General features: G+C 60.6%; 19 protein-coding genes. 8 read left to right on the top strand and 11 right to left on the bottom strand.

Annotated features, from left to right (window positions below; all coding sequences use genetic code 11):
• Positions 1-406: 406 nt before the first annotated feature.
• Together EYC95_RS28200 and EYC95_RS28205 are read left to right on the top strand one after the other, a co-directional pair.
• Positions 407-1,726, top strand: a complete 1,320-nt coding sequence (locus tag EYC95_RS28200) for an MFS transporter (protein WP_131063246.1) — start codon at positions 407-409, stop codon at positions 1,724-1,726.
• Between the two features lie 239 nt (positions 1,727-1,965).
• Positions 1,966-2,595 carry a flavin reductase family protein gene (locus tag EYC95_RS28205; RefSeq protein ID WP_131063247.1) on the top strand — a complete coding sequence of 210 codons (630 nt, stop codon included), beginning with the start codon at positions 1,966-1,968 and terminating at the stop codon, positions 2,593-2,595.
• Here EYC95_RS28205 and EYC95_RS28210 read toward each other — a convergent pair whose 3' ends face one another.
• Positions 2,596-2,826, bottom strand: coding sequence for a hypothetical protein (locus tag EYC95_RS28210; RefSeq protein WP_131063248.1), 231 nt, complete (start codon positions 2,824-2,826; stop codon positions 2,596-2,598).
• Between the two features lie 41 nt (positions 2,827-2,867).
• Complete coding sequence (locus EYC95_RS28215) at positions 2,868-3,221, bottom strand: antibiotic biosynthesis monooxygenase family protein (RefSeq protein ID WP_131063249.1); 354 nt, start codon at positions 3,219-3,221, stop codon at positions 2,868-2,870.
• Positions 3,222-3,556: 335 nt separating this feature from the next.
• Between EYC95_RS28215 and EYC95_RS28220 the strand changes: the two genes are divergently transcribed.
• Complete coding sequence (locus EYC95_RS28220) at positions 3,557-4,486, top strand: AraC family transcriptional regulator (protein ID WP_131063250.1); 930 nt, start codon at positions 3,557-3,559, stop codon at positions 4,484-4,486.
• Between the two features lie 124 nt (positions 4,487-4,610).
• Here the strand turns inward: EYC95_RS28220 and EYC95_RS28225 are convergent, their stop codons facing one another.
• The 6 genes from EYC95_RS28225 to EYC95_RS28250 form a co-directional block, all read right to left on the bottom strand.
• Positions 4,611-5,666, bottom strand: coding sequence for an ABC transporter ATP-binding protein (locus EYC95_RS28225; protein WP_131063251.1), 1,056 nt, complete (start codon positions 5,664-5,666; stop codon positions 4,611-4,613).
• Positions 5,667-5,821: 155 nt separating this feature from the next.
• Positions 5,822-6,670, bottom strand: coding sequence for an ABC transporter permease (locus EYC95_RS28230; RefSeq protein ID WP_131063252.1), 849 nt, complete (start codon positions 6,668-6,670; stop codon positions 5,822-5,824).
• The gene (locus tag EYC95_RS28235) at positions 6,667-7,575 is read right to left on the bottom strand and encodes an ABC transporter permease (RefSeq protein ID WP_131063253.1); all 909 of its coding nucleotides are present in this window, start codon (positions 7,573-7,575) and stop codon (positions 6,667-6,669) included. The genes EYC95_RS28230 and EYC95_RS28235 overlap by 4 nt, the downstream gene beginning before the upstream one ends.
• A gap of 195 nt (positions 7,576-7,770) precedes the next feature.
• Complete coding sequence (locus EYC95_RS28240; RefSeq protein WP_131063254.1) at positions 7,771-8,874, bottom strand: extracellular solute-binding protein; 1,104 nt, start codon at positions 8,872-8,874, stop codon at positions 7,771-7,773.
• A 217-nt stretch (positions 8,875-9,091) separates the two neighbouring features.
• Positions 9,092-10,552 (bottom strand): aldehyde dehydrogenase family protein, encoded by a 1,461-nt coding sequence (locus EYC95_RS28245; RefSeq protein ID WP_131063255.1) that lies wholly within the window; start codon positions 10,550-10,552, stop codon positions 9,092-9,094.
• Positions 10,549-12,186 carry a 5-guanidino-2-oxopentanoate decarboxylase gene (locus tag EYC95_RS28250; RefSeq protein ID WP_131063256.1) on the bottom strand — a complete coding sequence of 546 codons (1,638 nt, stop codon included), beginning with the start codon at positions 12,184-12,186 and terminating at the stop codon, positions 10,549-10,551. Before EYC95_RS28250 ends, EYC95_RS28245 begins: the two co-directional genes overlap by 4 nt.
• 159 nt (positions 12,187-12,345) lie before the next feature.
• Between EYC95_RS28250 and EYC95_RS28255 the strand changes: the two genes are divergently transcribed.
• Positions 12,346-13,227, top strand: a complete 882-nt coding sequence (locus tag EYC95_RS28255) for a LysR substrate-binding domain-containing protein (RefSeq protein ID WP_131063257.1) — start codon at positions 12,346-12,348, stop codon at positions 13,225-13,227.
• A gap of 135 nt (positions 13,228-13,362) precedes the next feature.
• Here the strand turns inward: EYC95_RS28255 and EYC95_RS28260 are convergent, their stop codons facing one another.
• Positions 13,363-13,974: an NAD(P)-dependent oxidoreductase gene (locus tag EYC95_RS28260; protein ID WP_131063258.1), complete on the bottom strand. Its 612-nt coding sequence runs from the start codon at positions 13,972-13,974 to the stop codon at positions 13,363-13,365.
• Between the two features lie 164 nt (positions 13,975-14,138).
• Positions 14,139-15,026 carry an MBL fold metallo-hydrolase gene (locus EYC95_RS28265; RefSeq protein ID WP_131063259.1) on the bottom strand — a complete coding sequence of 296 codons (888 nt, stop codon included), beginning with the start codon at positions 15,024-15,026 and terminating at the stop codon, positions 14,139-14,141.
• A 114-nt stretch (positions 15,027-15,140) separates the two neighbouring features.
• On the opposite strand from EYC95_RS28265, the gene EYC95_RS28270 reads away from it, so the two are divergent.
• Together EYC95_RS28270 and EYC95_RS30265 are read left to right on the top strand one after the other, a co-directional pair.
• Positions 15,141-16,046 carry a LysR family transcriptional regulator gene (locus tag EYC95_RS28270; protein WP_218568862.1) on the top strand — a complete coding sequence of 302 codons (906 nt, stop codon included), beginning with the start codon at positions 15,141-15,143 and terminating at the stop codon, positions 16,044-16,046.
• Between the two features lie 257 nt (positions 16,047-16,303).
• On the top strand, positions 16,304-16,480 hold the full coding sequence (locus EYC95_RS30265) for a hypothetical protein (RefSeq protein ID WP_165557521.1): 177 nt from the start codon (positions 16,304-16,306) through the stop codon (positions 16,478-16,480).
• A 9-nt stretch (positions 16,481-16,489) separates the two neighbouring features.
• Here EYC95_RS30265 and EYC95_RS28280 read toward each other — a convergent pair whose 3' ends face one another.
• Positions 16,490-17,386 (bottom strand): helix-turn-helix domain-containing protein, encoded by an 897-nt coding sequence (locus EYC95_RS28280; protein ID WP_131063260.1) that lies wholly within the window; start codon positions 17,384-17,386, stop codon positions 16,490-16,492.
• A 187-nt stretch (positions 17,387-17,573) separates the two neighbouring features.
• Here EYC95_RS28280 and pobA point away from each other — a divergent pair, with 187 nt between their 5' ends.
• Positions 17,574-18,758 (top strand): 4-hydroxybenzoate 3-monooxygenase, encoded by a 1,185-nt coding sequence (pobA, locus tag EYC95_RS28285; RefSeq protein WP_178083858.1) that lies wholly within the window; start codon positions 17,574-17,576, stop codon positions 18,756-18,758.
• Between the two features lie 79 nt (positions 18,759-18,837).
• Positions 18,838-20,355, top strand: a complete 1,518-nt coding sequence (locus EYC95_RS28290) for an MDR family MFS transporter (protein ID WP_131063262.1) — start codon at positions 18,838-18,840, stop codon at positions 20,353-20,355.
• Positions 20,356-20,370 lie beyond the last annotated feature (15 nt).

The raw sequence follows: 20,370 nt of genomic DNA on the forward strand, positions 1-20,370 counted from the left end.
CTCTACAGACAAGGTCAGGAGCAAATCCTGCCTTCAGGAGCGATCGGCCTCCCCCAGAAACGCACTTGCTGTTGTATGAATCCTTAAGCGTAACCTCTCTCGTTGGAATCAGGGTCAACATACAAGGAGCGAGCGGTGCGGCGACCCGACTTGCCCGCGAAGAACGATAACGCGGTTCGTCAGATAGACCGCGGTGGCTGCTTCGCGGGCAAGCCTCGCTCCTACAGGGGCTGGCAATGCGCGGAAATCCGCTTGTGACCTTGCCTGCCATGAGCGGATATCCGCTCAACAAAACGTCCTACCCCCTCTAAACCGGCCTTCCTCCCCTTGGCACACCTCCTGCTATAGCCCAGTCAGGCTGCGTTTCAACGCGCTCCACAAAAACAATTAAACGAAGGATCCTTCAATGGATAACTCCAACGCCCTGCCCCTTGGGTCGGCTGCCGTGCCCGCCAAAGAAAGAACCACCGCCAGTCGCATCAAGTCGATCTTCAGCGGCTCTGTCGGCAACATGGTCGAGTGGTACGACTGGTACGTCTACGCTGCCTTCTCCCTGTATTTCGCCAAGGCCTTTTTCCCCAAAGGCGACACCACCGCACAACTGCTGAACACCGCCGCGATCTTCGCCGTGGGCTTCCTGATGCGCCCGATAGGCGGCTGGCTGATGGGCCTGTACGCCGACAAGGCCGGTCGCAAGAAAGCACTGATGGCTTCGGTGTACCTGATGTGTTTCGGCTCGCTGCTGATTGCCCTGAGCCCCGGTTATGAAACCATTGGCATTGGCGCACCGATCCTGCTGATTTTCGCCCGCCTGCTGCAAGGCCTGTCGGTCGGTGGCGAGTACGGTACTTCGGCGACCTACCTCAGTGAAATGGCGACCAAGGAACGTCGCGGGTTTTACTCCAGCTTCCAGTACGTGACCCTGATTTCCGGTCAGCTCATCGCGTTGGCGGTGTTGATCGTGCTGCAACAAGTCCTGACCACCGAAGAGCTGTACGCCTGGGGCTGGCGCATCCCGTTCGCCATCGGCGCGCTGTGTGCCGTGGTTGCGCTGTACCTGCGTCGTGGCATGGAAGAAACCGAGTCGTTCACCAAGAAAGAGAAGGCCAAGGAAAGCGCGATGCGCACCTTGATGCGCCACCCCAAGGAACTGATGACCGTGGTCGGCCTGACCATGGGCGGCACCCTGGCGTTCTACACCTACACCACGTACATGCAGAAATACCTGGTGAACACCGTCGGCATGAGCATCTCCGACTCGACCACCATTTCCGCTGCCACGCTGTTCCTGTTCATGTGCCTGCAACCGATCATCGGCGGGCTGTCGGATAAAGTCGGTCGTCGTCCGATCCTGATTGCCTTCGGCATTCTGGGGACGCTGTTCACCGTGCCGATCCTGACCACCCTGCACACGATTCAGAGCTGGTGGGGCGCGTTCTTCCTGATCATGGCGGCGCTGATCATCGTCAGCGGTTACACCTCGATCAACGCGGTGGTCAAAGCTGAACTGTTCCCGACCGAGATTCGTGCACTGGGCGTCGGCCTGCCATACGCGCTGACCGTGTCGATCTTCGGCGGCACCGCTGAATACATCGCGCTGTGGTTCAAGAGCATTGGTATGGAGACCGGTTACTACTGGTATGTGACGGCGTGTATTGCCGTGTCGTTGCTGGTGTACATCACCATGAAAGACACCCGCAAGCATTCGCGGATCGAGACGGACTGAGTCAGCCCGCGCAATAAAAACAGGGGCAGACCTTAACGGGTCTACCCCTTTTTTCATTGCCGACACAGTACCTGTAGGAGCGAGGCTTGCCCGCGAAGGCGATTTCAAATTCAGCATCGATGTGGCTGACACGACGCCTTCGCGGGCAAGCCTCGCTCCTACAGGGATCGCGTCGACTGGAAATTAGGTATTTGTCCTTGCACTATGACGCCATCCGCACAACGCTCAGGAATCCCTTCATGCCCGACGACATCCATTTCTACGAACCCGCCAACGGCCACGGCTTGCCCCATGACCCGTTCAACGCCATCGTCGGCCCCCGCCCCATTGGCTGGATTTCCTCACAGGACGCCAACGGCCGCTTGAACTTGGCGCCTTACAGCTTCTTCAACGCGTTCAACTACATTCCGCCGATCATCGGGTTTTCCAGCGTCGGCCGTAAAGACAGCCTGAACAACATCGAACAGACCGGTGAATTCGCCTGGAACCTCGCCACCCGCCCGCTGGCCGAGCAGATGAACCAGAGCTGCGCCATGGTCCCGCCCGAGGTCAACGAGTTCGAACTGTCCGGCCTGACTCCAGTCGCTTCGAAAATCATTCAAGTGCCGCGGGTGGCCGAAAGCCCGGTGTCCTTCGAGTGCAAGGTCACGCAGATCATTCAGCTGCAGCGGGCGGACGGGAACGTGGTGCCGAGCTGGCTGATTCTGGGCGAAGTGGTCGCCGTGCATATCGCCAAGTGGCTATTGAAGGATGGGGTGTACGACACCGCCGCGGCAGAACCGATTCTGCGCGGCGGCGGGCCAGCGGATTACTTTCAGTTGGGACCAGAGGCATTGTTCAAGATGTTCCGCCCGGGGGCGGTCAAGTGATTACCAGAGCAGGTCGGCGTCTTCTTTGACGTCTTTGAGGCGAGTCAGCTCTTTGGCGGCGGCCAGATCTGCCTCGTTGGCAGTCTTGAAGATTTGCCCTTCAAGTACTTTGTGAAAACGTGGCGCACCGGTACCACCGATGGCTTTGACAGCGATCGCGGCGTGGTAACCACCCTCGCCCGGTACAACGGCGGATACGGCTTCGAAGGTTTCAAAGGCTTTACGTGCCATGTCGCGGATCCTGGCTGATTGAGAATGGAGCCATTAAACCCTCAACCCGCCATTTTGTGTACCCGTGACCGGGACTGCCACAGCGCCTGGTCGGCCGACACGTCCTTGAAGGTATGAAAATCCAGGCTGTTGACCACCAGCTCCTGCACCAGCTCGGCGAAAATCTCCATCGCCGGGGTGCTGAAGTAGGCCGTCATCGCTTGCTGATGCGTCCAGAAACCGGACACCAGCCACAATTCCGGATCGCATTGTGAATGCTGCAGGGAAAAGCTCAGGCAACCCGGTGCGCTGCGGGACGGCTCGATCAACGCGCTCAAGCGCACACCAAGCTCCGCCGAACGCCCGGCGCGGGCACGGACAAAAGCCATATGACTGACGGGGATCTGCGTAGACATGTTCAACCCTCCCAGGTAGTCGAGTGGCAGCCGTGGGGCGGGCTGCGACAGGATCAAAGGTTAAGCGCGCAGGTGGAAGTGCGGTTAGTCGATTCCTGCCGGCTTTTTGCACAATCCTGCGCGGCTTTTCGAACAACCTGTAACAACCTGTAAAAGTCTTCATTCCGATTAAACACGGCTATCAAGCAAGTTTCCCCTGGCGGGTGCAGCCATAGAGGCACCGCTAATCCACTCAATGCAGAATCAGGCAAGGTTGAGGCAGGATGTGTCTACCGCTTCCTCTTGCACAAACTTAAGCTCGGCTCATTACCCACCCTTCAGCGAGGATGCCCGGCATGTCGTCGTTCGATCACTTTCAAGCCCCGCTGGATGCCGACATGGAGAAACAGCGCGCGGAACTGGCCGCTATCATCCGTCGCAACACCACGGACGATGGCACTTATGCCACTGCCGTCGGCTCGCTGTTTATGTCGCGTCATAGCCAGTCCCACGACTTTGCCCCGGTGCTGGCCCAACCGGCGTTGTGCATCATGGCGCAGGGGCGCAAGGAGGTTCGGCTGGCCGACGAATACTTCAATTACGACCCGCTGAATTACCTGGTGGTCTCGGTCTCGATGCCGTTGAGCGGGCGCGTGGTGAATGTCACGTCTGAAGAACCGATCCTCGCCGTGCGGCTGGACATTGATCCGGCAGAAATCACCGCGCTGATCGCCGACGCCGGCCCGCTCGGTGTGCCCACCCGGCCAACCGGGCGTGGCTTGTATGTCGAGCGGATCGATACGGCAATGCTCGATGCGGTATTGCGCCTGGCCCGGTTGCTGGAGACCCCGAAAGACATCGCCATGCTCGCGCCGCTGATTCGTGGGGAGATTCTTTATCGGTTGTTGCGCAGTCAGCAGGGGCATCGGCTGTATGAAATTGCCATCGCCAATAGCCAAAGCCACCGCATCAGCCAGGCGATCAAGTGGCTCAACGGCAATTATGAGCAACCGCTGCGCATTGATGATCTGGCGAAAGAAGTGAACCTGAGCGTGTCGACGTTGCATCATCGGTTCAAGGCAATGACGGCGATGAGTCCGTTGCAGTATCAGAAGCAGCTGCGCTTGCAGGAAGCGCGGCGATTGATGTTGGCCGAAGGGCTGGAAGCGTCGGCGGCGGGGTATCGGGTAGGGTATGAAAGCCCTTCGCAGTTCAGCCGGGAATACAGCCGGTTGTTCGGGGCGCCGCCGCTCCGGGATTTGGCGCGGTTGCGGTTGTCGGTTTAAGTGGTTTCACCACAACCCTGTAGGAGCGAGGCTTGCCCGCGAAGAACGATAACGCGGAGTATCAGGCAAACCGCGTTATCGTTCTTCGCGGGCAAGCCTCGCTCCTACAGGTTGTTGGCGAGTTTTAGGCGCCGAGCACGCGGCAAGCCTCAGCCGGCAACGTCACCGACACCGGATTGCCAATGCTCAACCCAAACCCCTGACACGGCGTACTCAACGCCGTAAACGACACCCCGGAACACTCCACCGTCGTTTCAATCGTCGCACCGATATCACGCACAAACGTCACCGTACCGAGCAACCGGTTCCCCGCCGTCGCCTGCGGATGCGACAGTTGCAGGTCCTCCGGGCGAATCAGCATTTTCACTTTCTCACCGACCACAATGCTGCTGCAGATCGGCACCTCCAGCGCATCGCCACCCGGCAAACCAATCTTGCCGTTGCCCAGCGCCGTGGCCGGGAAGATATTGCCCGAGCCGATAAAGTCCGCGACAAATTCGTTGGCCGGGTGCCGGTAGATTTCAATCGGCGTGCCCACCTGCTGCACCCGATGCTCCCCGAGTACCACCACAATATCGGCCATGGTCATGGCTTCGCGCTGGTCGTGGGTCACCATGATCGTGGTGATGTTCAGGCGCTGTTGCAGCTGGCGGATTTCCACCTGCATCGACTCACGCAGCTTGGCGTCGAGCGCCGACAGCGGTTCATCCAGCAGGAGGATTTTCGGGTGGTTGGCAATCGCCCGGGCAATCGCCACGCGCTGGCGTTGCCCGCCGGAGAGTTTGGCCACCGGGCGATCAATCATTTCCTGCAGCTGAATCAGCTCCAGCAACTCCACCACCCGCGCCTGCTGATCAGCCTTGCTGACACCCCGCAGTTTCAGCGGATAGGCGATATTCTCCCCCACCGTCATGTGCGGAAACAGCGCCAGGGACTGGAACACCATGCCGAAATTACGTTGATGCGCCGGGGTGTGGCCGATGTCTTCACCGTCCAGGCGAATCTCGCCGCCGCTCAGGGTTTCGAGCCCTGCAATCATGCGCAGCAACGTGGTTTTGCCGCAGCCCGAAGGGCCGAGAAAACACACCAGTTTGCCCTCGGGCAAATGCAGGTTTACATCTTTTACCGCGCAGGCCGAGCCGTAATGTTTCTCGACGTTTTCCAGAATCAGACCAGTCATGTTGCACCTCAAGAATAAGGTTCTGGCTGGAGGTGGCCGAGCGAAGATCAGGCAAGGCAAAAGTCTGCGAAGAAGCGGAGTTGACTTTAGTCAATGAGCATTCTGAGCGGACTTTTAACGCAGCATGATCGAGCGCAGGCACCTCCAGGCAGAAGCTAGAACGAAACGCCACCTTCACCGACTAGCTTCTCCAACGCCCAGATCAGGACGAAGTCGATCAGCACGATCAGCACGGCAAACGAGAAAACGGTGGGGTCGAGCGAAGACACGGTGCGGCTGTACATCCAGATCGGCACGGTCATGACGTCGATGGTGTAGAGGAAATAGGTCACGGTGAATTCGTTGAACGAGACGATGAACGCCAGCAGCATGCCCGCCAGAATCCCCGACTTCATCAGCGGCACTACCACATCGATAATCGCCCGGGTCGGCGAGGCACCGAGCATCTGCGCGGCCTCTTCGACTTCACTGCCGATGGAGAGCATCGCCGCGGTGCAGTTTTTCACCACGAACGGCAAGGCCAGAATCACGTGGGCAATCACCAGCCGTGAGGTGGTCATCTGGAACGGCAGGCTGTCGAACACCAGCAACAACGCCAGGCCCAACACCACCATCGGGAACACCAGCGGCAGCGACATCAGTTGCAGCGCCACGGCTTTGCCGCGGAATTCGCAACGGGTCAGCGCGTAGGCTGCCGGCACCGCCACAATGGTCGCGAAGATCATGGTCAGGCACGCCACCATCAGGCTGGTGGTCATGGCTTTGCCCAGGCTCAGCACATCGCTGGAATCCGGCGAAACGAAGGTGTGCCAGGCCGCCTTGTACCATTGCAGGCTGTAACTGCTCGGCGGGAAGTCGAGGTTCGACGCACCGCTGAACGACATGACGATCATGGTCAGGATCGGCAACACCGCCAGCAGCAGAATGAAGCCCGAGAGAATGCCGGCAAACTTGCCGGTCTCGCCGGGCAGCAGGCCATAACGCTTTTGGGTCAACGTGCTCATTGCGAAGCCTCCAGCATGCGCCGACGACGGCCAGTGATGAATTCGGACAAGGTCATAATCGCGAGGGTGGTGACGATCAGTACCACGCCGGCAGCGGAGGCGGCGGGCCAGTTCATCAGCGGTGCGATCTGGTCATGCACCATCACCGCCAGCATCGGCACGCGCCGGCCACCGAGCAGCAACGGCACCACGAAGCTGCTGGCGTTGTAAGCGAATACCAACGTCGCGCCGGTGATGATCCCCGGCATGCTCATCGGCAGCACCACCTGGCGGAACACCTGAAAGCGACTCGCGCCCAGGGTTGCAGCGGCTTCTTCATAAGTACGGGCGACGCCGCGCATGGCGCTGGCAATCGGCAGCACGGCCAACGGGAAAGCGGTTTGCACCAGGCCCATCAGCACGCCGTTCTGGTTGTACAGAAACATGATCGGTCGCTTGATCAGGCCCAGGCCCATCAGCGCCTGATTGAGCATCCCGCCAGGACCGAGAATCACCAGCCAGCCGTAGCTTTGCAGCAGCAGGTTGACCAGCAATGGCAGCAGCACTGCGGCGAGGAAGATCCGTCGCACGAAGGGTGAGGTCAGCCGCGACATGGTGTAGGCCACCGGAATCGCCAGCACCACCGCGATCACCGCGCTGATCAGCGCCAGGCGCAGAGTCAGCAGCAAGGACTTGAGGTAATAGGGTTCCAGCAATTGGGCGTAACTGGCCAGGCTGAACCCGGTCCATTCCGCGCCCTTGGTGCCCACGCTCATGCGCAGGACCAGCAGACTGGCGGCAATCAGCACGCCCATGAACAGCATCGACGGCGAGAGGAAAAACCAGGCACGCGCCGTCGGCGAAACACCCCGATTGGCGCGCGAAGGAGCGGCGGCGACCGGATGAGTCAGAGGTTGGTGTTCCATAGCAAGGGTCTCGTCAATGGAAAGCAGCTGGCAAACACAACTATTGAAAACACCGCATTTCTAATGTGGGAGCGGGCTTGCTCGCGAAAGCGGTGTGTCAGTCACATTGATGTTGGATGTGCTGACGCATTCGCGAGCAAGCCCGCTCCCACAATGGATCTGTGGTGTTCCAGAAGAGTTGTGTTCGCCACTCGATCAGGAAGAAAAGATTTCCGTGTAACGACGAATCCATTGGTCATGCACAGAGGCCAGGAAGGCGTTGTCGTGCATGATCGCTTTCTCGGCAATCTGCTCCGGCGTGAGGATGTACGGGCTCTTGCGCGCTTCGGCGGAGATGATCGCCTTGGCGTTGACCGGGCCGTTGTAGATGTCCTCGGCCATCTTGCCCTGCACCAGCGGGTCCAGAGAGTGGTTGATGAAGGCGTAGACCAGATCGGTATCGCCCGGACGATTCTTCGGCATCACCGACAGCATCAGGTCGGTGTAGAAACCTTCCTTCATACCGAAGGTGGCGCCCAGGCCGTAGGCCGGATCGCGGATCTGTTTCGGGAAGAAGGCCGGTGCGTACAAGCCGCCCATGTCCAGGGAACCGGTGCGGAACAGCTCGGCAATCTGGTTCGGGTTTTCACCCAGGGTCACCACACGATCTTTCAGCTCGGCGAGTTTCTTGAAGCCCGGCTCGATGTTGTGCTCGTCACCACCGGCCAGTTTGGCGGCGATGATGATCAGGTCCATGGCCTCGGTCCAGTTCGGCGGCGGCAGGAAGATGTTCGGCGACAGCTCGGCGTCCCACAGGGCGGCGTAACTGTCCGGGGCTTCCTTGATGGTGCGGGTGCTGTAGACCAGGCTGTTGCACCACAACAGGTAACCGATGCCGTGGCCATTGGCGCCGGTGCGGTATTTTTCCGGTACGTCGACCAGGTTGGGGATGCGGTTGAGGTCGGGTTTTTCCAGCAGGTTGGCCGCGGCCAGACCTTCGGCGCCGACGCCGGCCAGGGTGATGATGTCGTACTGCGGACGATCACCAGCGGCCTTGAGTTTGGCGACCATTTCCGAGGTACTGCCGGTGCGGTCAGCAATGACCTTGCAGCCGTACTTGTCTTCGAAGGTTGCCGCGATGTTGCGCAATGCGGCCAGGCCCGTGTCATCGGACCAGGTCAGCAAGCGCAGGGTCTTGCCCTGGAAGCGCGTGTCGCTGGCATTGGCCTTGACGAAGGGCAAGCTCATGGCCGCCGCTGCCACCGAGGCTACGCCCACGGTTTTGATGAATTGACGTCTGTTCAGATCATGCTCGCCCATTACGGACTCCCTTTGTTTTTGTAGGTATAAGGCAGGTCGAAACTGTTGCATCCGCGCGGCCGGATCAGCGTTATCCCTCGTATTTTCGGGGGCTTGGCTGAACCAGCGGGTTCATCCTGAAGTCGTGCAAAACACCTGACTATCGATAAAAATTCATTGAAGCCATGACGCCAGCGCATGCCTCCTTTCAAGGCATGCGCTCACCTTTTTCGTGCCGTCAGACGGCGCGAATCACGTGTTTGATTTCCTGGAAAGCCTGCAAGCCCCACGGCCCCAATTCGCGGCCGATGCTGCTCTGCTTGTAGCCACCCCAGGCGGTCTGCGGGAAGATCACCTGCGGCGCATTGATCCGCACCAGCCCCGCCTGCAAGGCGTTGGCGACCCGATCGGCCGCCTCGGCGTCGCGCGTAACCACACTGGCCACCAGTCCGAACTGGCTGTCGTTGGCCAAGGCAATCGCCTCAGCTTCGGAAGCAAAACTGCGTACGCAAATCACCGGCCCGAAAATCTCTTCACACCACAACGCACTGTCGAGGGGCACTTCGGTGAAAATCGTCGGCTGCAAAAAATAACCGCGCGACAGGTCTGCCGGACGATTGCCACCGCAAATCAGTTTGGCGCCCGCGCTCAAACCGCGATCGATGTGGCCCAGCACACGCTGGTATTGCGCTTGATTGACCAAGGCGCCCATTTCCACGTTCGGGTCGAACGGGTCGGCAACGCGAATGGCTTCGGCGCGGGCCTTCAAACGAAGGAGGAATTCATCCGCCAGTTCATCAGCGACCAACACGCGGCTGGTGGCCGAGCACATCTGCCCGGCGTTGAAGAAACCGCCGCCACAGGCCACTTCCACGGCCAGGCCGATGTCGGCATCGGCCAACACCACCAGCGAGGATTTGCCGCCCAGTTCCAGGCTCACGCCTTTGACGGTTTCCGCCGCCCGTTGCATGACCTGCACACCGACCGCGTTGCTGCCGGTGAAGGAGATTTTGGCAATACGAGGGTCGGCCGACAGCGGCGCGCCGACGGCCAGGCCCGTGCCACAGACCAGGTTGAAGACACCGGCCGGCAAGCCGGCTTCGGCGATGATCGTCGCCAGTTCCAGCTCCGGCAGCGGCGTGACTTCGGAAGGTTTGAGCACCACGCAGCAACCAGCCGCCAGGGCCGGGGCAAGTTTCCAGGCGGTGGTGACCATCGGGAAATTCCACGGCACGATCAGGCCGACCACACCGCACGGTTCACGGCGCACACGAGCGCTGAAATCGTCGGTGGGCAGCTCGACGTTGCCGTCCTGCTTGGCATCGAGGCCTTCGGCCAGACCGGCGTAATACTCGAACGTGGCGATCACGTCATCGACGTCGATGGCGGCTTCGAACAGCGGTTTTCCGTTGTTGCTCGATTGCAACTTCATCAAGTGTTCACGCCCGGCCTGAACGCCTGCGGCGATTCTGCGCAGGATCGCGCCGCGTTCGGTGCCGGTGGTTTTCAACCACTCGCCGAAAGCCTTGGTGGCGGCGGTGACTGCTTGATCGACGGCTTTTTCATCGCCGCCATTCACGGTGGTCAACAGGGCTTCCGTGGCCGGGTTGATCACGCGCAAGTGTTCGTTGCCCGCCAACCATTGGCCATCGATATAAAGGCCGTCCAGAGTGGTTGGTAAAGTCGCAGAAAAGCTCATTTCGACACCGCCTTCATCCACGAAGTCTGATCGATTTCAATCAGGGTCGGGCCTTGGCGATCAGCGGCGGTACGCAAGGCACTGCGCAGCTGCTCGACTCCGTTGACCGCTTCGGCCGCACAGCCCAGCGCCTTGGCCACACCGACGAAGTCCGGGGTGTAGATGTCCACGCCCACCGGCTCAATGGCGCGGTTGACCATATATTTCTTGATCTCTTCGTAGCCCTGGTTATTCCACAGCAGGACGATCACCGGGGTGCGCGCTTCAACGGCGCTGGCCAGTTCCGGCAGGGTGAATTGCAGGCCGCCGTCACCGATCAGACACACCACCGGAGGACGCACGCCACCTTCAACGCTGCCGCCGAGCCAGGCGCCAATCGCCGCCGGCAAGGCGTAACCGAGGGTGCCGTAACCGGTGGACGAGTTGAACCAGCGACGCGGGCGTTCCGGGTTGAAGGTCAGGTTGCCGGTGTACACCGGCTGGGTCGAATCACCGACGAAGACGGCGTCCGGCAATTCGTGCAGCACGGTTTCGAGGAAGCGGGTCTGGGCCAGGGTCGGCGCATCCCAAGTGGCGGCGAGGTCTTCGCGCAGACGGGCAGCGCGGACCTGGCCCCAGTCGTTGCGGCGCTCGGCCAGCGAGTGTTTGGACAGCTCGCTCAGCAAGGCCTGCGCGGCGTTGCGCGAGTCAGCCACCAGGGCGACTTTCGGCGGGTAATTGCGCACGGTCTGGTCGGGGTCGATGTCTACACGCAGCAACGCGCCGGGAATCTCGAAGCCGCCGGCAAACGTGACGTCGTAATCGGTCTCGGCCAGTTCGGTGCCAATGGCCAATACCACATCGGCTTCGGCGACCAAGGCACGGGTCGCGACCAGGCTTTGGGTCGAACCGATCAGCAACGGGTGATTGGATTCGAGCATGCCTTTGGCATTGATGGTCAGGGCCACCGGCGCGTCCAGCAGTTCGGCCAGTTCAGTCAGCTCGGCGGCCGCATCGATGGCACCGCCACCGGCAAGAATCAGTGGGCGTTTGGCACCGGCCAGCAGCGCGGTCATGCGGCTGATCGCACTCGGCGAAGCACCGGCGCGGTCGATGTTCACCGGGAGACTGGCGAGCAGGTCGTCGGCTTCTTCAACCAGCACATCCAGCGGAATTTCGATGTGCACAGGACGCGGACGACCGGCCTGGAACAGTGCAAATGCACGCGCCAGCACGCCCGGCAATTCCGCCGCCGACATCAAGGTGTGGGAGAACGCTGCCACACCGCCGACCAAAGCGCTCTGGTTCGGCAGCTCGTGGAGCTTGCCGCGACCGCCGCCCAACTGGCTGCGCGATTGCACGCTGGAGATCACCAGCATCGGGATCGAGTCGGCATAAGCCTGGCCCATCGCGGTGGTGATGTTGGTCATGCCGGGACCGGTGATGATGAAGCACACACCCGGTTTGCCGCTGGTGCGCGCATAACCGTCGGCCATGAAACCGGCGCCCTGTTCGTGACGCGGCGTGACGTGGTTGATGCTCGAACGGGCCAGCCCGCGATACAGCTCCACGGTATGAACCCCGGGAATGCCGAACACCTGCTCGACCCCGTAATCTTCGAGTAACTTGACCAATACTTCGCCGCACGTCGCCATGTCTTTGCCCTTCTTGTTCGTTTGAGACGCCGGGCCTGCGCAGTGTTTATGATGCGTGGGCAAGTCCAGGGATGGCCTCATTGGAACGGGCGACACGTAGCCGCAACAATGGATAAAAAATCATACTAGCCATGTCCTCACGTCATACCTTGGATCTCAATGAAACGATTGCCTCCCCTGCCGGCGCTGCACACTTTTCTGATCACCGCGCAGTGCTGCAACTTCACCCGGGCGGCCGAACAGCTGTACATCACCCAAGGTGCGGTGAGTCGGCAGATCGCCGGGCTGGAAGAACATCTGGGTTATGAACTGTTTATCCGCCTGGCCCGCGGCCTCGACCTGACGGCCGAAGGACGGGAGTGGCTGCCCCGGGTCCAGCAGATTTTCGGCTTGATCGACGAGGCGGTCGAGCAGATCGGCGAGAAGCGCAAAACCCTGCAACTCAAGGCCCCCACCTGCGTGATGCGCTGGTTGTTGCCGCGCCTGGTGCAGTGGCAAAGGGAGCGCCCGGATGTGCCGGTGGAATTGACCACCACGGTGAAACACGGCGTGGATTTTCATCGCGAGCAGTTTGATGCGGCGGTGATCTATGGCGTACCGCCGGAGACGTCGCTGGCGTCCCATCGGCTGTTCGATGAGCAACTGACGCCGGTCTGCTCCCGACCGTATCTCGACGGGCCGGTGCCGTTGCAGGCGCCGGGGGATTTGGAAAAACACATGCTGTTGCATCCGACTCGCGACGAACGCGACTGGAAAGCCTGGCTGGCCAGCGCGGATATTCGCTTGAGCAATGTCGGCAAGGGTCAGCATTTCGAAACCCTGGACCTGGCGATGTCCATGGCGTCCCAGGGGACCGGTGTGGCGATCGGGGATTGGTCGTTGATTGGCGACGACCTGAGCGCCGGGCGGCTGGTCATGCCGTTTGAGTTGAAGGTGAAGACGGGGTTGGCGTATTACCTGGTGTTCCCGGAAAAACCCGGACCTTCGCCGAAGTTGCGCGAGTTGATGGGGTGGTTGGTGGAGCAGGCTCAGAGTCGCTGAGCACCGAAAGCCTGACACGCCGATCGTTCCCATGCTCCGCGTGGGAATGCCTCTAGGGACGCTCCGCGTCCAGTGACGCGGAGCGTCACGGGCTGCATTCCCACGCAGAGCGTGGGAACGATCAGTGAAAGGGGATCAGTATCCGACAGTGAACCGCTGCCGTGAATGCTTCGGCACTTCCACTTCATCAATCATCGCAATCGCGTAATCGGCGAACGTGATCCAGCTCCGCCCTGCACTGCTCACCAGCAAATCATCCTTCCCAACCCGAAACGAACCCGTGCGCTCACCTTCGACGAACTCTGCAGACGGCGACAGAAACGTCCAGTCCAGATCCTTTTCCTGACGCAGGTTCTCTAGAAACAAAGCCCCGGCACCGGCCTCAGCCTTGTACTCCTGCGGGAAGCCCTCGCTGTCGATGACGCGAGTGCCATCCAGCAACAACGAACCCGCACCGCCCACCACCAGCAAGCGTTTCACCCCGGCGTTTTTCACCGGTCCGACGACGGCGCTGGCCGCAAGGGTCGCGAAGTGCGCCGCGCTGATCACCACGTCATGGCCTTCGACGGCGGATTGCAACGTTTCGGCATCCAGTGCATCGACATTCCTGGTGACCACCCCGGCACGCTGGGCGATCTTCGAGGTGTCGCGGGCGATGGCCGTGACGCTGTGACCACGACGCAGGGCTTCTTCCAGCAGTTGGCTGCCGGCACGGCCGGTGGCACCGATGATTGCGATTTTGCTCATGATGTTCTCCAGTTGGCTTGGGTGAATCTTTGCAAATTTGCGTGGGGTTTTGATCGTTCCCACGCTCTGCGTGGGAATGCCGCAACGGACGCTCCGCGTTCGGCTGTTGATGGGACGCGGAGCGTCCCGGGCTGCATTCCCACGCAGAGCGTTGGAAACATCACTCATTCACCCCACTTCATCTCGCCCTTGGCGACTTTGGCGCTCAGTTCCAGCGAGCTCACTTCGCCCACTGCCGGGAAGTGTTTTTTCATCGCGGCGATCAGCGCGGCGGAGTCCTTGGCCTTGGCGGTTTCTTCGTCGAAGGCCTTGATGTAATCGGCGGTGAACTGCACGGCGGCCAGCGAACGGGCGCTCTGACCCAGGTAATGACCCGGCACGATGGTTTTCGGTTTCAGGGTTTCGATGGCGTGCAGCGTAGTCAACCAATCGGCGTGGGATTGCGCGGTTTGGGTGTCAGCCATCCACACGTGAATGTTTTCTGCGACGACCACACCACCGACCACTGCCTTGATCGACGGGATCCACACAAAGGTCCGATCCGGCTGCTTGCCGTCCAGGCCCACCACCTGCAACTTCTGCCCTTCCAGCATCAGGCTGTCGCCCTTGAGTACGCCTGGCACGATGGTTTTGGCCGGCACGTCGGTACCCATCTTCGGCCCCCAGAACGCCATTTTGCCGTCGACGGTGTGCTTGATGTGATCAACGGTTGGCTGCGAGGCGAGCACTTTGGCGTTCGGGAATGCGGCGGTCAGGGTGTCGAGGCCGAAGTAGTAGTCCGGGTCACCGTGGCTGATGTAGATGGTGGTCAGTTGCTTGCCGCTGGCGCGGATCTTTTCGACCACCTGCTCGGCCTGGGACTTGCCGAATTGCGCGTCCACCAGAATCGCTTCTTTTTCGCCGCTGACCAGGACCGAGGTCACCGGGAAGATCGCTTTGTCACCCGGGTTGTACACGTCCAGGGTCAGGGTCGATGCCGCAGCGGCGTGGGCCGCGAAGCCGAGGGTGGCGGTGGCCAGCAAAATGCGCTTGAGAGAGGTGAAGCTGATCATCTGTTGCTCCGTGGTCCGAATGCCGTGTTTGGCGATGGGACAGAGCTTAGTTGCCTGACTCAGTACAAAAAATGCGATGCTTGAACATAGTTTGTTTCTGAAAGCGGGCAAATCATGGATCGTCTACAAGCAATGCGGGTGTTCGTCTCAGTGGTCGACCTCGGCAGCCAATCGGCCGCCGCCGATCATCTGGACCTGTCACGGCCGGTGGTTTCGCGTTATCTGGCGGAGCTGGAAGATTGGGTCGGCGCACGTCTGATGCACCGCACCACGCGCAAATTGAGCCTGACCGCCGCCGGCAGTGAAATCCTGCCTCGCTGTCGGCAGATGCTCGACTTGTCCACCGACATGCAAGCGGCTGTGAGCGAGCCGGATGAGGCACCCCGCGGCCCGCTGCGCATCAGCGTCAGCACCTCGTTCGGCCAGGCACAACTGGCGGATGCCATGGCGGCTTACGTCAAACGCTATCCCGGTGTCAGCATCGACATGCAGATGCTCGACCGCACCGTGAACCTGGTGGATGAACGCATCGACCTGGCGATCCGCACCAGCAACGACCTGGACCCGAACCTGATCGCCCGGCGGCTGACGGTCTGCCGCTCGGTGATCTGCGCCTCCCCCGCTTACCTGCGCGAACACCCGACGCCGCAACGGGTCGAGGACCTGAGCCAGCACAACTGCCTGACCCACTCCTACTTCGGCAAAAGTCTCTGGCATTTCGAGGAGGACGGCGAGCCGGTGTCGGTGCCGGTACAGGGCAACATCAGCGCCAACGAGGCCAGTACGCTGCTGCGTGCAACCATGGCTGGTGCGGGTGTGGCGATGCTGCCCAGTTATCAGGCGGGTGTGCATATCCACAGTGGCGAGCTGATTCGCCTGCTGCCCCAGGCCGAGCCACGACAGATGAACGTGTACGCGGTGTACGCCTCACGCAAGCACATGCCGGCGGCGCTGCGCAGCATGCTGGATTTCCTGGTGCTGAGATTCCCCGAAGAACCGGCGTGGGATATCGGCCTGTAACCGAGTTCCCATGTGGGATACCGCAGTCTTTGTGTTCGACACCAATCCCTTGTGGGAGTGAGCCTGCTCGCGATGACGGTCCGACATTCAACATCACTGTTGCCTGACACTCCGCTATCGCGAGCAGGCTCACTCCTACAGGGGATATCAGTGTTCTGAATGGCGGGTTACATACGCAAGACGTGTTACTGGCAACTCACCCGCGCTGACCTATGCTGAAAGGAATACCGAAGGGTATTCGTTCAGAGGTCAACGCCATGAACATCAAAACAAGAAGATACCTCGCCATTTTCCTCACCTGCGCCGCGACGCTGGCGCTGTATGGCACCGCCGCCTGGCGTGTCGAGCAGTTGCGACAACTGCCCCGCGATTACGCGAGCTGTAACTTCGAGCGCTGCATTCCCCACAACGCGACCCTCAACGCCCTTAGATGACGAAGGCGGTCAGGCCTCGTTGTCCTGATCGGCCTTCAAGCGGTCGCGAAAAGCCTTGGGGGAGATCCCCACCCGGCGTCGGAACAAGCGCGTGAAGTTGGTCGGATCGGAAAACCCCAACACGTCAGACATTTCGTAAATGGTCATGCTGGTGTAGGTCAACAAGCGCTTGGCCTCCAGCAACTGACGCTCGTGCATGATCTGCAACGCCGGTTGCCCCGCCAGCTCACGGCAGGTGCCATTGAGGTGGGACACGGAAATCCCCAGCCGATGCGCCAGATCCTCGACCTTGACGTGCTGACGGTACGTCTCTTCCACCAGCTGGATAAATCCGTTGAGGTATTCCCGGGCCCTTTGCGGACGCTGACTGGCGGCGCGGCGCGAAATCACCTGACGGCTGACCCACACCATGATCACGCTGACCAGCGAATGCATGAGCATCTCGCGCGCAGGCTGGTGGCCGGTGTATTCGTCCTGTAGCGCCGAAAACAGGCTGTTGAGGTAGTCGCTTTCCTTGCCCGCCGGGTAACTTTCGGCCTGGGACAGGGTGTTCACCGAGTTGCCCAGTTGCGCCTGAAGATGGGCAACCAGCGGCGCGGCGAGGGTCACGACGAACCCCTCGACGTCCTCGGAAAACCGATAACCATGCACCGATAACGGCGGCAGGATCAGGATGGCCGGTTCAGTCAGTTGCGTCTGTTTGCCTTCGATTTCAAGCTCTGCCTGACCTTTGAATACGAAGAGCAACTGGCATAAATCAGCGTGACGGTGGGGTTTGATTTCCCATTGGTGTTCGCGGCTGCGTTTGGAAATGGTTTCACAGTGCAGCAAGTCGGGGGTCGGCCAGTCCAGGCTTTCACCGTAGAGCTTGAACACTGGAATCGAAGGCAGGTCAGGCTTGTTCATCACTTCAATCCAGGCCTCAAAGGTTACGGGCGATAATCGCACCGATTGGCAGAATGTACAGGTATCGGCTCAGTTTTCACCTTCAATTGACAGACCCGCAAGGGAAAAATGCAAGCACTCGATCCATAAAAATCATTCACCGGCCGTGGTCGCGTGAAGCTTGCGAGTCATAAAAACAATGAAAATGCTGAAAACCCAAATCGCCATCATTGGCGCCGGTCCCGCCGGTTTACTCCTCGGCCAGTTGCTGCATAACGCCGGAATCGACACCCTGATCCTCGAACGCCAGACCCCCGACTATGTGCTCGGGCGAATCCGCGCCGGCGTCCTCGAACAAGGCATGGTAGAGCTGTTGCGGCAGGCCGGGGTGGGTCAGCGCATGGACGCCGAAGGGCTGGTCCATGCTGGTTTCGAACTGGCCCTCGACGGGCGCCGGGTGCACATCGATCTGCAGGCGCTGACCGGTGGCAAAACCGTGATGATCTATGGCCAGACCGAGGTTACCCGCGACCTGATGGCCGCTCGTCGGGAGGCTGGCGCGCAGACCATTTACCAGGCCGCCAACGTCGTACCGCACGGGATGAAAACCGCAGAACCGTTCGTGACGTTCGAGAAGAATGGCGAGACGTATCGCCTCGATTGCGACTACATCGCCGGGTGCGACGGTTTCCATGGGGTGGCGCGGCAGTCGATTCCCACGGAGTGCCTGAAGGTCTTCGAGCGGGTCTACCCGTTTGGCTGGCTCGGCATTCTCGCCGATACGCCGCCAGTCCACGAGGAGTTGGTCTACGCCCGCCACGAGCGCGGTTTCGCCCTGTGCAGCATGCGCTCGGCGACCCGCACGCGTTACTACCTCCAGGTGCCGGCGGACGAGAAGGTCGAGGATTGGTCAGATCAGCGCTTCTGGGATGAACTCAAATCGCGTCTGCCTTCTGCGCTGGCCAACGCCTTGGTGACCGGGCCGTCGATCGAAAAAAGCATCGCGCCGCTGCGCAGTTTTGTGGTCGAACCGATGCAGTACGGGCGGATGTTCCTGGTCGGCGACGCCGCGCACATCGTCCCGCCTACCGGCGCCAAAGGCCTGAACCTGGCGGCCAGCGACGTCAGCACCTTGTTCACTATTTTGCTGAAGGTTTACAGAGAGGGGCGTCTGGATCTGCTGGAAAAGTACTCCGAAATCTGCCTGCGCCGGGTCTGGAAAGCCGAACGGTTTTCCTGGTGGATGACCTCGATGCTGCACCGTTTCGACGATCACGATGCCTTCAGTCAGCGCATCAGCGAGTCGGAACTGGACTACTTCGTCCACTCCGAAGCGGGTCGAAAAACGATTGCAGAAAATTACGTCGGGCTTCCTTGCGAGGCTATCGAATAGCCTGCTACCGACTTACACTGGCGAGCATCCCCGCTCGCTTTGCCCCTTGCGGGTCAATCACCGCCCGCAGGTTCTGCCCGTGACCAATCTCAACCGGCCTGAAACGCCTAAACCGGCCATTCGCAGCGTGTTGATCGCCCTGATGCTGGCGATCTTTCTTGGTGCACTGGACCAGACCATCGTCGCCGTTTCAATGCCCGCCATCTCCGCGCAATTCAAGGACGTCAGCCTGCTGGCCTGGGTGATTTCCGGCTACATGGTGGCGATGACCGTGGCGGTGCCGATCTACGGCAAACTCGGCGATCTGTACGGTCGACGCAAGTTGATGCTGTTCGGCATGGGGCTGTTCACCCTTGCCTCGCTGTTCTGCGGCATGGCCCAAAGCATGGAGCAACTGGTGCTGGCGCGGATCATTCAAGGCATCGGCGCGGGCGGGATGATTTCGGTCAGCCAGGCGATCATCGGCGACATCGTCCCGCCCCGGGAGCGCGGTCGCTATCAGGGTTATTTCAGCAGCATGTACGCCGTGGCCAGTGTCGCCGGCCCGGTGCTCGGCGGCTACATGACCGAATACCTGTCCTGGCGCTGGGTGTTTCTGATCAACCTGCCGCTTGGCCTGGGTGCCTGGCTGGTGGCCAATCGCACGCTGGTGGGTTTGCCCGTGCCACAACGCAAACCGATCATCGATTACCTCGGCACGTTGCTGATGATCATCGGTTTGACGGCCTTGCTGCTGGGCATCACTCAAGTCGGTCAGGGCCACTCGTGGCGCAGCGCCGAAGTGCTGGGCCTGCTCGGGTGTGCGGTGTTGGTATTGGCGCTGTTCGTCTGGCATGAACGCCGGGCGCGGGAGCCGTTGCTGCCGATGCACCTGTTCGCCAACCGCAACGCGATCCTGTGCTGGTGCGCGATTTTCTTCACCAGTTTCCAGGCCATCTCGCTGATCGTGCTGATACCGCTGCGCTTCCAGAGCGTCACCGGTGCCGGAGCCGACAGCGCCGCGCTGCACCTGTTGCCGCTGGCCATGGGTTTGCCAATCGGAGCTTACTGCGCCGGACGCCGGACGTCGGTGACCGGGCGCTACAAACCGATGATCCTGGCCGGCGCCCTCCTCATGCCGATCTCGATTCTCGGCATGGCGTTCAGTCCGCCCCAGGCTTTCGTGCTCAGCAGCCTGTTTATGTTGCTCAGCGGGATCGCCAGCGGCATGCAATTCCCGACGTCCCTGGTCGGAACGCAGAACTCCGTGGAACAACGGGATATCGGCGTCGCCACCAGCACCACCAACCTGTTCCGCTCGCTGGGCGGCGCGGTGGGCGTAGCGTTGATGTCGGCGTTGCTGCTGGCGCTGTTGCAAGATTCGAGCTTCGCCCACCTGGCCGGTTCGTCGCTGATTGCCGAGGGCAGTTCGGGGAATGTGTTGCTGGATGGTTTGAACGCTGCGCCGGGGGATGCGCAGAACGCCTTGCGCGCCGAGTTGCTGCTGACCTTCCAGCATTTGTTGATGGTCAGTGCGGCGGTGTCGCTGTTGGGGTTGGCGGCGGCGGTTGCGATGCCGAATATGATGTTGCGGGGGCGTGAGGATAAGGTTCGATAGATAGACCGAGTTGCG

The sequence above is a fragment of the Pseudomonas sp. BGI-2 genome (assembly GCF_004310295.1).
Classification (GTDB): domain Bacteria; phylum Pseudomonadota; class Gammaproteobacteria; order Pseudomonadales; family Pseudomonadaceae; genus Aquipseudomonas.

Excerpts from the sequence above, each read along its gene's own strand:
- EYC95_RS28210 (WP_131063248.1), bottom strand. The coding sequence starts at position 2,826 with ATGGCACGTAAAGCCTTTGAAACCTTCGAAGCCGTATCCGCCGTTGTA.
- EYC95_RS28220 (WP_131063250.1), top strand. The coding sequence starts at position 3,557 with ATGTCGTCGTTCGATCACTTTCAAGCCCCGCTGGATGCCGACATGGAG.
- EYC95_RS28250 (WP_131063256.1), bottom strand. The coding sequence starts at position 12,186 with ATGGCGACGTGCGGCGAAGTATTGGTCAAGTTACTCGAAGATTACGGG.
- EYC95_RS28240 (WP_131063254.1), bottom strand. The coding sequence starts at position 8,874 with ATGGGCGAGCATGATCTGAACAGACGTCAATTCATCAAAACCGTGGGC.
- EYC95_RS28235 (WP_131063253.1), bottom strand. The coding sequence starts at position 7,575 with ATGGAACACCAACCTCTGACTCATCCGGTCGCCGCCGCTCCTTCGCGC.
- EYC95_RS28280 (WP_131063260.1), bottom strand. The coding sequence starts at position 17,386 with ATGAACAAGCCTGACCTGCCTTCGATTCCAGTGTTCAAGCTCTACGGT.
- EYC95_RS30265 (WP_165557521.1), top strand. The coding sequence starts at position 16,304 with ATGAACATCAAAACAAGAAGATACCTCGCCATTTTCCTCACCTGCGCC.
- EYC95_RS28205 (WP_131063247.1), top strand. The coding sequence starts at position 1,966 with ATGCCCGACGACATCCATTTCTACGAACCCGCCAACGGCCACGGCTTG.
- EYC95_RS28255 (WP_131063257.1), top strand. The coding sequence starts at position 12,346 with ATGAAACGATTGCCTCCCCTGCCGGCGCTGCACACTTTTCTGATCACC.
- EYC95_RS28230 (WP_131063252.1), bottom strand. The coding sequence starts at position 6,670 with ATGAGCACGTTGACCCAAAAGCGTTATGGCCTGCTGCCCGGCGAGACC.
- EYC95_RS28260 (WP_131063258.1), bottom strand. The coding sequence starts at position 13,974 with ATGAGCAAAATCGCAATCATCGGTGCCACCGGCCGTGCCGGCAGCCAA.
- EYC95_RS28245 (WP_131063255.1), bottom strand. The coding sequence starts at position 10,552 with ATGAGCTTTTCTGCGACTTTACCAACCACTCTGGACGGCCTTTATATC.
- EYC95_RS28215 (WP_131063249.1), bottom strand. The coding sequence starts at position 3,221 with ATGTCTACGCAGATCCCCGTCAGTCATATGGCTTTTGTCCGTGCCCGC.
- EYC95_RS28225 (WP_131063251.1), bottom strand. The coding sequence starts at position 5,666 with ATGACTGGTCTGATTCTGGAAAACGTCGAGAAACATTACGGCTCGGCC.
- EYC95_RS28200 (WP_131063246.1), top strand. The coding sequence starts at position 407 with ATGGATAACTCCAACGCCCTGCCCCTTGGGTCGGCTGCCGTGCCCGCC.
- EYC95_RS28265 (WP_131063259.1), bottom strand. The coding sequence starts at position 15,026 with ATGATCAGCTTCACCTCTCTCAAGCGCATTTTGCTGGCCACCGCCACC.
- EYC95_RS28270 (WP_218568862.1), top strand. The coding sequence starts at position 15,141 with ATGGATCGTCTACAAGCAATGCGGGTGTTCGTCTCAGTGGTCGACCTC.